Genomic DNA, 13,999 nt, shown 5'->3' with positions numbered 1-13,999 from the left:
AAGTTAATTTTAGAGCAAGCAAAACTACAAATAACGGTAGAGTTCGCAAAACTTAAACTATAAATCTGTTTGTGCTAAAATCGAAACAATAAAGATCATTTAACGCCCTATACTTCGTGGTTTAAAAGTGCGTTTCGTATTTATGAAGTAAACACCCGTTAACAACACCGCTGCAGCAATTATAGATTGCGTTGTAATTTGTTCGTTTAAAATCCACCACCCCAATATCAAAGCAATAATGGGATTAACATAAGTAGATGTTGCCACTTTTTCGGGTGATACTTCTTTTAAAAGATAATTAAAAGCGGTAAACGCTACAATGCTCCCGAAAAGAATAAGCCCAAGCATAGACCATTGCACATCGCTTTGCCAAGCATTAGGCAAAGACCAAGGTTCGTTTAAAATTAAACTAATTATGCCTAACATAATGCCACCTGTTAGCATTTGATATCCTGTATTTACAAATGAATTTTTTGGCAAATCTGCTTTACCAACAAAAATACTAGCATAAGCCCAACTTAGCATACAAACAAAAATTAAGACCATACCTAATATTTGCCCTTCTTGATTTATAATTTGTTTCTGACTTACCAAAAGAAAGATACCTATAAAACCTAATATTACACCTATATAAGACATAAGTGCAATACGTTTACCATGAAGTATACGCATCATAATAAGTACTACTAATGGTTGTGCAGAAATTTCTAAAGCAGCAAAACCACTATCAATATACTTTAGAGCTAAAACAGCAAGTCCGTTGCCCAAAGTTAAAAATAAGAAACCTGCTATAGTGACGTTTATAAATTGCCTTTTGGAAATTGAAAGGCTAACTCTTAAAGATTTAGCAATTAAAAAAATAATAATGCTTGCTATTAAAAACCTAACAGATGCCAAAAAAAAAGCCGACAACTGTGAAACAGCAATTTTATTAAGTAAATAAGTAGATCCCCAAATAACATATATAGCAAAAAAAGCTAATACAATAAGAATAGTTTTACGGGGTAAACTCATACTAAGTTTTGAGTTTCAATATTAAAAAAAGAAATAAACTAGATTTTCTTAACTCTTACTGCGTTCATGCCTTTTTGACCGCGTTCTAACTCGTAAGTCACTTTGTCGTTTTCGTTGATTTCATCAATTAAACCACTAACATGAACAAAATATTTTTCTTGATTTACACTATCTAAAATAAAACCAAAACCTTTTGAATGATCGAAAAACGAAACTTTTCCTTCTTTAGCTGTAAACACCTCTTCTTCTCTGTCTTCTTTTTTTGGTATTCCCAATTCAATACTTTCAGCTTCAACCTTTTCTCGCATTGCAGGATCTGGTGGTGTGTCTGTTAAGTTTCCGTTGAAATCAACATAAGCAAACTGAATACCTTGAGGGTTTTCTTTAGCTTCAGCTCTACGAGCTTCTTTCTTTTTTTGCTTTTCTTCTCTTTTTTTTAAGCGTTTTTTTTCTTTTTCAATTTTGTTAAATGTGACTTGCGATTTTGCCATAGTTTAAATTATCCTGTAGATTTTAAAATTAGTTCGTAAAGATACGCCTTATTTTTATGATGTAATAATAATCGTAATATTAATACAACTTCAGCTATTAAAAGTATTACAAAAAGTTATAACCACTATTATTTGGGCTTTACTTTTTGAGAAAAACAAAAAGTCGAGCTTGGGTTTATCCTAAGTGTAGACGAAAGGCTAGTCTCCGCTCTTTTTTAGAGTTACTTAGAAGCTAGAATTTCTGTTTCCGTCCTTTTAAAGGTCTTGATTTAGTTCGGAAAATGACTTACCGTTTGCAAACAAACATTTGGTTCTTTATTTATCGCAATCTACCTTTGTTAAAGGCATTGAAGAGGTATATTTAATAGTGCTCACATCCTTGAATTTTGTACCATTTTCAATTAATTCTCCATAGCCTTCAATAAGTTGGTTGTCCTTGACCAAAAATGCTATTTCTCTTGAACTTTCTTTTCCTTCAGCATGAAACGTGTAGGTTCCAATAAGCTTATAGTCGTTTAATTTACCTATAAAGGAGCCTTGGTTGGCATCTTTTTCGGCATAGGCAATGTTAAGGTTTCCTGTTACATTTTTATCTATTTTAGTAATTTCCATTTTTATGTTGTTGCCGTTTTTATTGTATACATAGCAACCTGTATCTAATATCGGTATTTTAGTTAATTCCTTGACTGATTTTTCTTCTTTTGTTACCGATTCGTTTTCTGTTTTGGTATTGTTTTTACAAGCTACTATGGTAATTAATACAAGCGTTAATAAAGCTATTTTTTTCATCTGTTTAAAATTTTATAGCTTTCTGAAAATGAAGAAACAACCAGTCCAATAGCCAATATTGAAATTAATAACCTTTTCATTTTTACTGCACTTTACGGAAACGCATCATTGTCACATCATCAATCATCAGATTTAGTTTTCCTTCTTGGTCAAAGCTATATTTGTTTATTTTTTTCATCGTATTTAAAAACACTTTTTCACCTTCTCCACAAAACATCATTGTTGTTGGTCCAGGCTCTCCAAAAGACATTTCCTTACCGTTCAAAGTATAGTCGGCAGAATAACCATTACAACTATTGTTACCTTCTACTTTATTGGTCGTTTTGTTGAAGGAAATTTTAGGTTTTTTGTCAGAATACAACCCGTTGAAAGCTATACGTGGTCCAGAAATGTATTCCAGTTCCCAAGTTGTGTTATAAAGTTTCTCGCTATCAATATTATTTTTGGTAGCACAAGAGATAATAATGAAGGTGAAAATAGCAATTTGTAGTGCAGTTTTGCTGTTCATAATCATTGGATTTTTGTTTGTTTTTTAATTATTGTTTTTCCTACTAACAAAAGGATTGTTAACATGGTCAAAGTTGTTATAAATATAATAACAATATTTAAGAGTGTTTTATCATACCCGATTTCAGGAACATCTAAAAAGGGATAGGGATAAAATCCAGAGAAATATCCTCTTACCAATATAAATATAATAAAAAGGACAGGATATAATAGCCATCTAAATATTGGTTTTATCTGTAAATCATTTTTACTAACATTAAAACACCAATATATAAATACGTATAAGGGAATAATGGTATGTAATAATTCATCCACTATGTATTGTAGTCCCGTAGGTTGCCATACACCTCTCAATGCAATTTGATAAACCAAACCCACTATGAGTATAAATGCAGTAATGGCTGTTAAAGTTCCTTTTGAAAAGAACCATTTGAACGGAACAATTTTTAGATTAAATGTAGAAGCCGTGAAATATAATGCCACTAAAATATTTGTTAAAATGGTAAAAAAACTAAAAAAGCGAATAATCATTTCAGGAATACCCGTTTGTCTGTTCTGAAGCATTAAGAAAAACTGCGTTATAAGGGCAAACCACCCAAGACAAAGCCCGATTGTTTCTAATTTTCCTTTCATTTATTAATGTTTGCCAATGATTAACAGATATAAATAGTTTACATCCGCCGTTAAACGAAATTAGTTAATTTTTCTCACAAAGTCAAGAAAACAATTTTTTAGACAGAAGAGTTTTATTTAAGTCAAAAAATGTACAAAAAGATTAATCCTCAGGCGGATACCCATGAATCTGCTCAAAAACGTCATCAAAATTAGAGCGTAAATAAGAGTTAAGTTTTTTCTTATAATCACCTTTAAGCCACTCTACAAAATTAAACGTGCTTTTGCTTATGCATTTAGTGTATCTGCCAATTCTAAAATCGATATCGTCTCCAAGCATTTTTGCTAAGGCTAAAGCATCGTAAACATCTTCACTGTTTTCAATACATATTTTGGCGTGCTGCTCGATAGAACGTTCTAAAACCACTTTTGAGGACTCACCTGCTCGAATAGATTCTACGTAGGTTTTTTGCACATCAAAATACACCTCTTTAGATTTTGAAAATTCTGCGCGTAATTCATCAGGCATTTCGTATCTAAAATTGCTTTCTAATTCTTCATCACTTAACAAAGCATCTAAATAATAATAAGGTGATCTAAATATTTTTTGCCAATCTAAATCGTCGCCCCAAGCACCAAAACGGTGGAAATTATTTCCTAAATCAATAACATCAAAAGTCTTTTTATTTTTTAAAATACGAGAGCCACGACCAATCATTTGATAGTATAATGTTAACGATTTGGTAGCTCGATTTAAAATAATACTTTCAACTGTAGGCTCATCAAAACCTGTTGTTAAAATACTAACCGACGTTAAAATAGCATCGGGTGTTTTTTTGAACCATTTTAAAATTAAGGCACGTTCCTTTTTAGTATTGGTATTGTCTAAGTGTGCAATGGGGTAACCTGCTCGTCTAAAGGTATCGTATACGTGCAACGAAGTATTAATACCGTTATTAAAAATTAGTGTTTTTTTTCCTTTTGAGCGTTCTTCATATGCTTGTATCAACTTGGTAAGCATGTCATTGTCAGTATATAAATCTTCAGAAGACTTTACTGTATAATCACCATTAGCACCTACAACTAAAGAGGTTAAACCCACATTATACGAATACATTTCGGCACGAGCTAAAAAGCCATTTTCAATTAAAGATTCTATAGTTTCTCCAACAATTAGTTCATCATAATTATCGGTCATTGGCAAATCCATACTAGAACTTAAAGGTGTTGCAGTAACTCCTAAAATAAATGACTGACTAAAAAATTTGAATAATTTGGTAAATGAATTATAATGAGCTTCATCTATAATAACCAGTCCAATATCAGATATATCTAATTTATCATCATTTAATCTGTTATTTAAAGTTTCAACCATAGCTACAAAACAGCTATACTCTCCTTGATCGCTTAAATCTGCTTTACTATCAATCACTTTATTGCGTACTGCAAATTCTGTAAGCATATTAGAGGTTTGCTTGCATAACTCAATGCGATGCGTCATCACCAACACCTTTTTTTTATGATGCTTTAAATACTGTCTTACTATTTCAGAAAAAATAACCGTTTTTCCACCACCAGTTGGAAGCTGATATAATAAATGATAATCCTCTGGAGATTCTTCAAAAGCTGTAAAAATTTTATCGATAGCACCTTTTTGGTAGCTATAAAGGTCTTTTCCAGCTTTTCTTTCTTCTAATTCTACAGTAGATACTTTAGACATATATTTAATTTTCAGACGTGCAAAAATAACACCTTTATAGGGTTTTTGTAGTATGATTGTTAGTAAAATTATAAATGAATTTTATATGTAAACTTTTAAATACATATTTTACTGAAAATATGCATGTTACATATTTAATTTATTTTTATTTGATTAATTTGTAACAAAAGCTATTATTTTTCATCTAACAAAATATTATAGAGAGTTATTAATAAAAGAATCTTTTTTAATCTTAAATCATTCAAATGAAAACTACACTTTTAAAATTAAGCAGTGCTTTATTCTTATTTATAGGCATGTTAACACAAGCTAATGCTCAAGACATTGTTGGTGCTTGGGAAGGGAAAATTTCGGTTCAAGACACAGAAATCCCACTAGTATTTAATGTGAAAATGGAAGGCGATGCGTATACATCTACTATGGATAGTCCATCGCAAGGTGCAACTGGCATCCCAATGGATGTAACCACTTTTACAGATAATACCTTAACTATTAAATTTAATCAAGCCGGCATAAAATATGTTGGTACCTTTGCAGAAAACTCAATAACAGGAACATTTTATCAAGGACCAAACGAAATGCCACTAACACTTAACAAAACCGTTAAAACATTACCAGGTAATACAGCTTTACCAACATCGGATGCTGAATTAGAAAAATTAGCCAATTGGAATCCTACGAATTATAAATATTCGGTAGAAGATTATTTTGCTAGGCCTAAAGCAAGATCTTTTAGTTTTTCTCCTAACGGAACGTATTTATCTTACAGAGAAAAAGACGAAAACAAAAAAAATCATGTATACGTAAAAAACTTAGAAACCGAAGAAGTTACTAGAGTTATTGAAGAAAAAGAAGAACTTATTAGAGGCTTCGGTTGGGCAAACGATGCGAGATTAATTTACGTTATGGATAAAGGTGGTAATGAAGATTATCACTTATTTGCTGTTGATGTTGATGGTAAAAACCAAAAAGAATTAACGCCTTTTGATGGTGTTAAAGTTAATATCCTTAACAACTTAAAAGAGGATAAAGATCATATGATTATTTCTATGAATCAAAACAATCCTCAAATTTTCGAACCTTATAAAATCAATATCGTTACAGGCGAGCTTAAACAACTTTATAAAAACGAAGATGCCGCTAACCCAATTAATGGTTACGAGTTTGATAAAGATGGGAATTTACGTGGTTTTGCAAAACTGCGAGATGGTGTGAATATTGATTTATATTACACTACTGATGGGGAAAATTACGAGGTAAAAAAACAATTAAGTTGGAAAGATACTTTTTCAATTATAAGCTTCAATTATGCGTCTGATAATCCGCATGAAGCCTATGTGATTTCAAATTTAGATAGCGATAAAACACAAATTTATTTATATGATTTAAAAGAAGACAAAGTCATTAAAAAATTATTTTCGAATGATAAATATGATGTATCTAGCTTAGGTTTATCGAGACATAGAGGTTACGAATTAGATTATTTCTCTTACGAAGGTGAAAAAAGAAACATCATTCCTGTAAGCGACTATTATAAAAAACTTCATAAAAGAATTATAACAAAATTTCCTGAGTATAATTATACCATAGCTGATGCTACTGATGATGAAAGTAAATATTTAATCTTTTTACAAAGCGATAAACTATACGGCACTTATTATTCTTATGATGCTAAAAAAGATGAATTCAAATTACTTTATAATTTAATGCCAAACCTTATTGAAAGTGATATGGCAGAAATGCGCCCTATAACTTTTAAAAGTAGAGATGGTATTACGCTTCATGGCTACATTACTTTACCAAAAGAAGCACTAAACGGAAACAAAGTACCCGTAATTGTTAATCCACACGGTGGGCCACAAGGTATTAGAGACTCTTGGGGGTTTAACCCTGAAGCACAATTGTTTGCTAGTCGTGGTTACGCAACGTTACAGGTAAACTTTAGAATTTCTGGAGGCTACGGTCGTGAGTTTTTAGAATCTGGCTTTAAACAAATTGGTAGAAAAGCCATGGACGATGTTGAAGACGGCTTGCAATATGTAGTAGATAAAGGTTGGGTTGATAAAGATAATGCCGCAATTTATGGTGGTAGCCATGGCGGATATGCCGTTTTACGTGGCTTAACTAAAACACCAGATTTGTATGCTTGTGGCGTTGATTATGTTGGTGTATCTAACTTATTTACATTTATGAATAGCATGCCGGCTTATTGGAAACCTTATTTAAAAATTATTAAAGAAATTTGGTATGATTTAGATGTTCCTGAAGAAAAAGCAATTATGAATGAAGTATCACCAGTTTTTCATATTGATAAAATCAAAAAACCTCTTTTTGTTGTTCAAGGGGCAAACGACCCAAGAGTAAATATTGATGAGTCGGATCAAATTGTTGAAGCTCTAAGAGCAAAAGGTGTTGATGTACCATATATGGTAAAATATGATGAAGGTCACGGATTTGCTAAAGAAGAAAACTCAATCGCGCTTTATAAAGCAATGATGGGCTTCTACGCAAAACATTTAAAACAAGATGTTAAGCAACCTTTAAAAGATTAAATTATTCTTTTAGTTATATAGTAAAGACCTCTTAAAATTTTAAGAGGTCTTTTTGTTTTTACAACCCATTAAAATTGGATAAGAATCTATTATTACTGAAAACTAATTCATATTTTTATACTCCTTTTTAATTTGAAAACATGCAGACTAACGACAAAACTAAAACAACATCATATCAAGCTGATTCACAACGCTATGACACCATGAGCTATAATAAATCTGGAAAAAGTGGTATATACCTTCCAGCTATTTCTTTAGGCTTATGGCATAACTTTGGTTTTGTTGATGATATTAAAAATGGAAGAGAAATTTTAAGAACAGCCTTCGATTTAGGGATAACACATTTGGATTTCGCTAATAATTATGGGCCACCTCCTGGTTCTGCTGAAGAAAACTTTGGAACTATATATAAGCAAGATTTCAAACTTTACAGAGATGAATTATTTATAGCCACAAAAGCAGGATATACTATGTGGTCTGGACCTTATGGCGATTTTGGATCTAGAAAATATTTAATAGCTAGTTTAGACCAGAGCTTAAAACGTATGGGATTAGATTATGTTGATATTTTTTATCATCACAGACCAGACCCAGATACGCCTCTAGAGGAAACCATGGGTGCGTTGGCTGATATTGTTCGTCAAGGAAAAGCTTTATATGTTGGGATTTCTAATTACGGACCAGAGGATACTCAAAAAGCTGCTAAGCTATTAAAAGATTTGAATGTGCCTTTTATTTTACATCAAGCCAGATATTCGATGTTTGATCGTTGGGTTGAAGATGGGCTTTTAGATACTTTAGAAAACAATGGCGTGGGATGTATTGCGTTTTCGCCTTTAGCCCAAGGGATGCTTACTGATAAATATTTAAAGGGGATTCCTAAAAACTCTAGGGCAGGAAATAATTCCATCTTTTTGAATGCAGAAACTGTTAATTCTAATATTGAAAAAATACAAAGCCTAAATGTTATTGCGAAAGAGCGCGGACAAAAACTATCGCAAATGGCAATTGCTTGGATTTTAAGACAGAAACAAGTAGCATCTGTTTTAATTGGTGCAAGTTCTGCAAATCAATTACATGAGAATGTAAAAGCGTTGGATAATTTAAATTTTAGTGAAGAGGAATTGAGATTGATTGATGAGATTGTTTCTTAAATCATTCTTTAACCACAATAATAGTTGCTTTTACACCTGTAGATAAATTCCATTGATTACCAGCAATAACATTTCCTTGATCATCTATAACATGAAATTCTGCTGTATTAGGCATCGAATAACCTTCATTTAAAGCTAGAAAATCTATTTTATTAAAACCTTCTTTTAAATCTAGTTTAAAACCTTTAGAGCTATTTGTTAATAAAACACGAAATTCTAAAATTTCATCATTTACTAAAACACGAATATAGTCTCCATCTTGCAGCCCAAAGTCTCTATATATAACTCTAACAAATTTTGATTTGGTTTTAAAATCTCCAAAATACTGATCTGTGGTACTTCCTTTTGCACCCAAACCCATTTCTATTTTTAGGTCTCTAGTTTTTTTATTTAATCTATCATCATACAGTTCTCCTGGATTCCCAAATTTTTCACCAAACATAGAAAATTCCTTTTTAGGAAAATTTAAAGTTGTATTTGCTTTTGGTACAGACATACCATTAATCGTATTATTTTCTATGGGTTTTGATGGTAACAACACCTTAGCATCAAGTGAATCTTTTTTACTTTTTACCGCAGGAATAGATGTCGATTTGTTTTTATTATCTATTTGAGTGTTTGCCGTAAAAGCAAAAAAACATGATATTAAAAAGAAAAAATAGTATTTCATCAGTATAAAATATTCAATAAACTATTACTCTGTTTTTTTATTACTATAAATTTATATAAAACCATTTTATCGGCTTCAAAGCTATTATTTTTATCTGTAATTCATCTTATTACAAATGTTATTTAGCATTTATTTAAGCAAAAACCATTCCTAAATATATAATTAAGTCTGTAAATACTTAACAGCATTACCCTCTATTCTGCTTAAATAGTTAAAATATGTTAATTTATTAGTATGTTATGCATAGTACTGTAACGATTTTGATTTCTTGTCGTCTATTAAGTATAAATCAATTATAATAAAACAATCATGAGAACATTAAACAACAATCAATTAAGCGGAACTTTAAACAGTACAAAAAGTAATCATTGGAATACTAAAAGACGCTACAGGTAATTAACATTTCAACATCATTAATCAACAATTCAGAAATTAAAATTACTAATCAGCAATATTTAAAAAGATATTTGCTAAACAAAAAAATAAATTAAAAACGAACAATCATGAGAACATTAAACAACACAAAAAGTAATCATTGGAACAATAAAAGACGTTACAAATTATAAACTAAGTTTTTTTAACCAGAACATTTCATCAATCAATTAAATCAAAAAAAATGAACACAATCAAAACCTTAATTTTGGTTATTCTATTTACATTTAGTATTCAAACATCAGCAAATACAGATAGACCTTCTAACGAACTAGATTTAGTATCTCAGCAGGTAGACAAACTTTTAGTAGGCTCAGAATTAGTTATTTATAAAGATACAGTCGTAACAATAAAATTCAAATTAGATAAAAACGATAAAATCATTATTTTATCGAATGATTCGGATGATTATCATATTTCTGAATATATTAAATCAAAATTGAACCACAAAAAACTTTCGATTAAAAAAACTAACAGCTATAGGTTTTATTCTGTACCTGTAAAATTTTTGTCTACTATTAAAACCTTGTAGCAATTAATAAACTAAAAGACGTTACAGACAATGTAGCGTCTTTTTAAACAAAAATTTCATCATCATCAATCAAAAAAATCATGAAATCACCTTTCAAATTATCTAAACATTTAGATATCATCACGCAAGAAAACTTATTGCAAAATAGACGTATATTGAGTTTTAACAACTCAAGTGGAACGCTTTGGAAAGGTACTAAGCGCTACGCACATTAAAATTGGGCTCATATAAAATGGTATTGTTTTTGTGATTTATTTTATGCATTAACAATAAATCCACAAACATGAGACGCTCAAAATTAATTCCAGAAGTAAATGCAGGTTCTATGGCAGATATTGCATTTTTATTACTTATTTTCTTTTTAGTTACAGCAACGATTCCTAAAGACACAGGGATTAATAGAAAGTTGGTTAAAGACAATGAAATCCCCCATCCTATTACAATTCAAGAGCATAATATTTTACGCATTGTTATTAATAATAATGATGACATTATGCTTGAAAATGAATTAATAGAACTTTCAGATTTAAAAGAAATCACTAAAAGTTTTCTTGATAATAATGGCGACAAAAGTTGTAATTATTGTAACGGCTCAAAATCTGAAAATGCATCAGATAATCCCAAAAAAGCTGTCGTATCGTTACAAACAGGAAAACTAACCAGCTACAAACAATTTATAGAAGTACAAGACGAATTAACAAAAGCATATTACGAATTGCGACAAACATACAGTCAAAATGTACTTAGAAAAGAGGTTGAAAACTTATCAAAAACAGATTTAAAAAAAGTAAAAAATGCCTATCCTTTTATCCTATCGGAAGCTTTAACAAAGTAATTATAATATAAATTAATCCTGTTTTTTAGGAATACCATAGGTAATAGAAATCTTTTTTTTGCCCCATTTTCTTGCTGCCTTTACATCAACACCCATATAAATATCTATTCGGTGTTTCCAGCGTTTATTCATTTTATCTTTAACTAGATAAATACTATCAAACCCTTCAATTTTAACAGGCGTATTATGCTTTAATCCCATTTTTAAAAGATCACGAGATACAGCTATATACTTTAAACCAGGTTTTAAACTATCACCAAATGCCGTTATATTCGGGTTAGAATTTGTTTGGTAAGCTAACGAATTATATGCTGTAGCAGTAACTTCTATGGTTTTCCATTCATAAATATCTTTCAGTTTTGCTTCTTCTTTACAATTAAAAACCAACAGTATAACTGCAATACCAATCAAAATTCTATAATTCATATACATCAAAACTTTATTAAATATACTGATTATAAGATATTTATAAAAGTGTTCTAGTTTTTGTACTTTCACTTTTTATAACAGACAACTAAAAAATGAAAAAAAATAATTTATTATTCTGTGCATTATTTATGCTTATGGCTTGCAAAAACAACACTGAAAAAACCAGTGAAGTGCTATCCTTAGAGGATCGCGTAAAAGCAATTCACGAACGCGTTATTACATTAGATACACATTGCGATATTAATGTTAAGAATTTTACCGACTCTATAAACTACACTCAAAATTTATCATCTCAAGTAAACCTTCCAAAAATGAAAGTTGGTGGTTTAGATGTGGCTTGGTTTATTGTTTACACTGGGCAAGATACTTTAACAGATGAAGGCTATAAAATGGCTTATGAAAATGCGATGTCTAAATTTAATGCCATCCATAAATTGGTAAGTGATATTGCTCCAAATGATATTGAATTGGCAACAACTTCTGATGATGTACGACGCATCTATAAATCTGGTAAAAAAGTAGCTATGATTGGGATTGAAAACGGATATCCTGTTGGATTAGATATTAAAAATGTTGAAAGATTTTATAATCTTGGTGCTCGATATATGTCTTTATCACATAACGGACATAGTCAATTATCCGATAGCAATACAGGTGAAGCAGACGATGTTTGGTTGCACAACGGATTAAGCGATTTAGGTAAAGAAGTGATTAAAGAAATGAATCGTTTAGGGATGATGATAGATGTTTCGCACCCATCAAAAGAATCTATGCGACAAATGATTCAACTAAGTAAAGCACCTATTATTGCGTCGCATTCTTCAGCTAGAGCTTTATGTAATCATAGCAGGAATTTAGATGATGAGCAGCTAGAATGGATGAAACAAAACGGTGGTGTTGTTCAAACTGTTGCTTTTAAATCGTATTTAAATACTGAAAAAGTAGAAAAGCGTTCAGCCATTGAAACAAAATTGGCTAAAGAAATATTAGACTCGATGCAAGTACAGTGGATAGACCGCAAAGACATGAGAAAAATTAGTGCTGAAGAACGAGAAACATATTATGAATATTATGATTTGATGGTATCAATCCGAAAGCAAAAATTAGAAAAAATAGAAAATCTTCCACCAAATGTTGATGTTACAGATTTTGTAGATCACATTGATTATTTAGTTAAAAAAATGGGATTAAAACATGTTGGCATTAGTAGTGATTTTGACGGTGGCGGCGGAATTGAAGGTTGGAGCGATGCTTCTGAAACCTTTAATGTAACTTTAGAATTAGTAAAACGTGGTTATACTGAAAGTGAAATAGAAATGCTTTGGAGCGGTAATCTATTAAGAGTTTTAGATGAAGTTGAAGCGGTTGCAAAAACAATTAATTAGTCACCCTTTTTAAAACCATAAAAGAGTTGCTTAAAAAAGTTTTTAGGCATGTTTGAATCGTCTGAGTAACCCAATTCAATCGTTCCGCTTTTTTCAGGAATGTAATTGGTTTTAAAAATATAATCCCATAAACTTAAACTAATACCAAAGTTAACACCATATTTTCTACCTTTTGGTAAGCTGTACGCATGATGATATAAATGCATCACCGGATTATTGAAAACATACTTTAAAGGACCGTAAGTTAGTTTTATGTTGGCGTGATTTAAGTGTCCAATGGTTATGGCTATAAAATGGACAATAAAAGCTTGTTCGGGCTCGAAACCACCTAAAAGCATTACCACTAAAATCTTTAAAGGTTTGTAGAAAATATTCTCCATCCAATGGTAACGCAAATGTGCCGCAAATCCCATTTCTTTTACAGAATGATGTACTTTATGAAATTTCCATAGTACATTAAAACGATGCAATAAAACATGCGTAAACCATTGCACAAAATCTTGGAACACAAAAAAAATTAAGAGCTGACTCCAAATGGGAATGGTTGCTATGTCAACAACCGCCAAAGATTTAACGGTAATATTAAACTCCAAAAGCAAAACTTCCAAACATTTATAAACGCCACTAATAACAATGGAGAAAATGAAGAAATTAAAAAACATATAAAATCCATCAAGCCAAAAATCTTTTCTAAAAATAGATTGATTTTTGCGCCATGGAAAAACAATTTCTAACAACCAAACAAATAACGAAATAACAATTAATCCCCAAAAATAGTTGGTATACCAAGGCACGTTAAAAAGAATGGAATCCCATGTCCAATTTAATGTTCCTAGTACAGCATCATAAAAATAATCAAGGTATTTCATTATTAAAT

15 protein-coding genes are annotated in these 13,999 nt (G+C 30.8%); 6 read left to right on the top strand and 9 right to left on the bottom strand.

Annotated elements, in window-relative coordinates:
* Positions 1 to 99: 99 nt before the first annotated feature.
* The 6 genes from RG22_RS16975 to RG22_RS16950 all read right to left on the bottom strand — a co-directional run bounded on the left by RG22_RS16975 (position 100) and on the right by RG22_RS16950 (position 5,133).
* The gene (locus RG22_RS16975) at positions 100 to 1,014 is read right to left on the bottom strand and encodes an EamA family transporter (protein WP_034045498.1); all 915 of its coding nucleotides are present in this window, start codon (positions 1,012 to 1,014) and stop codon (positions 100 to 102) included.
* A gap of 38 nt (positions 1,015 to 1,052) precedes the next feature.
* Positions 1,053 to 1,505, bottom strand: a complete 453-nt coding sequence (locus RG22_RS16970; protein ID WP_034045495.1) for a cold-shock protein — start codon at positions 1,503 to 1,505, stop codon at positions 1,053 to 1,055.
* Between the two features lie 315 nt (positions 1,506 to 1,820).
* Positions 1,821 to 2,294 carry a hypothetical protein gene (locus RG22_RS17435; protein WP_052143808.1) on the bottom strand — a complete coding sequence of 158 codons (474 nt, stop codon included), beginning with the start codon at positions 2,292 to 2,294 and terminating at the stop codon, positions 1,821 to 1,823.
* An 82-nt stretch (positions 2,295 to 2,376) separates the two neighbouring features.
* A complete protein-coding gene (locus tag RG22_RS16960; protein WP_034046267.1) occupies positions 2,377 to 2,802 on the bottom strand; it encodes an META domain-containing protein in 426 nt (141 codons plus the stop codon).
* Between the two features lie 2 nt (positions 2,803 to 2,804).
* Complete coding sequence (locus RG22_RS16955; RefSeq protein WP_034045492.1) at positions 2,805 to 3,434, bottom strand: Pr6Pr family membrane protein; 630 nt, start codon at positions 3,432 to 3,434, stop codon at positions 2,805 to 2,807.
* Between the two features lie 142 nt (positions 3,435 to 3,576).
* Entirely contained in the window at positions 3,577 to 5,133 is a 1,557-nt protein-coding gene (locus RG22_RS16950) for a DEAD/DEAH box helicase (RefSeq protein ID WP_034045490.1), read from the bottom strand.
* Positions 5,134 to 5,378: 245 nt separating this feature from the next.
* Here RG22_RS16950 and RG22_RS16945 point away from each other — a divergent pair, with 245 nt between their 5' ends.
* Both RG22_RS16945 and mgrA read left to right on the top strand, forming a co-directional pair.
* Positions 5,379 to 7,685, top strand: a complete 2,307-nt coding sequence (locus RG22_RS16945; RefSeq protein WP_034045487.1) for a S9 family peptidase — start codon at positions 5,379 to 5,381, stop codon at positions 7,683 to 7,685.
* Between the two features lie 140 nt (positions 7,686 to 7,825).
* Positions 7,826 to 8,839, top strand: coding sequence for an L-glyceraldehyde 3-phosphate reductase (gene mgrA, locus RG22_RS16940; protein WP_034045484.1), 1,014 nt, complete (start codon positions 7,826 to 7,828; stop codon positions 8,837 to 8,839).
* 1 nt (position 8,840) lies between these two features.
* On the opposite strand, the gene RG22_RS16935 is transcribed toward mgrA, so the two are convergent.
* The gene (locus RG22_RS16935) at positions 8,841 to 9,509 is read right to left on the bottom strand and encodes a hypothetical protein (protein ID WP_034045482.1); all 669 of its coding nucleotides are present in this window, start codon (positions 9,507 to 9,509) and stop codon (positions 8,841 to 8,843) included.
* Between the two features lie 616 nt (positions 9,510 to 10,125).
* Between RG22_RS16935 and RG22_RS16930 the strand changes: the two genes are divergently transcribed.
* The 3 genes from RG22_RS16930 (at position 10,126) to RG22_RS16925 (ending at position 11,308) form a co-directional block, all read left to right on the top strand.
* Positions 10,126 to 10,473, top strand: coding sequence for a hypothetical protein (locus tag RG22_RS16930; RefSeq protein WP_034045479.1), 348 nt, complete (start codon positions 10,126 to 10,128; stop codon positions 10,471 to 10,473).
* An 80-nt stretch (positions 10,474 to 10,553) separates the two neighbouring features.
* On the top strand, positions 10,554 to 10,688 hold the full coding sequence (locus RG22_RS18225) for a hypothetical protein (RefSeq protein WP_262507882.1): 135 nt from the start codon (positions 10,554 to 10,556) through the stop codon (positions 10,686 to 10,688).
* 68 nt (positions 10,689 to 10,756) lie between these two features.
* A complete protein-coding gene (locus tag RG22_RS16925) occupies positions 10,757 to 11,308 on the top strand; it encodes an ExbD/TolR family protein (RefSeq protein WP_034045476.1) in 552 nt (183 codons plus the stop codon).
* Positions 11,309 to 11,320: 12 nt separating this feature from the next.
* Here RG22_RS16925 and RG22_RS16920 read toward each other — a convergent pair whose 3' ends face one another.
* Entirely contained in the window at positions 11,321 to 11,734 is a 414-nt protein-coding gene (locus RG22_RS16920) for a 3D domain-containing protein (RefSeq protein ID WP_244462158.1), read from the bottom strand.
* Positions 11,735 to 11,829: 95 nt separating this feature from the next.
* Here RG22_RS16920 and RG22_RS16915 point away from each other — a divergent pair, with 95 nt between their 5' ends.
* Positions 11,830 to 13,122 carry a dipeptidase gene (locus RG22_RS16915; RefSeq protein ID WP_034045471.1) on the top strand — a complete coding sequence of 431 codons (1,293 nt, stop codon included), beginning with the start codon at positions 11,830 to 11,832 and terminating at the stop codon, positions 13,120 to 13,122.
* Here RG22_RS16915 and RG22_RS16910 read toward each other — a convergent pair.
* Positions 13,119 to 13,991, bottom strand: a complete 873-nt coding sequence (locus RG22_RS16910; RefSeq protein ID WP_420804786.1) for a sterol desaturase family protein — start codon at positions 13,989 to 13,991, stop codon at positions 13,119 to 13,121. The genes RG22_RS16915 and RG22_RS16910 overlap by 4 nt on opposite strands.
* Between the last annotated feature and the right edge of the window lie 8 nt (positions 13,992 to 13,999).

Source organism: Wocania ichthyoenteri Th78 (assembly GCF_000789235.1).
GTDB lineage: Bacteria > Bacteroidota > Bacteroidia > Flavobacteriales > Flavobacteriaceae > Wocania_A > Wocania_A ichthyoenteri.
This window is presented reverse-complemented; position numbering and strand designations above follow the sequence as displayed.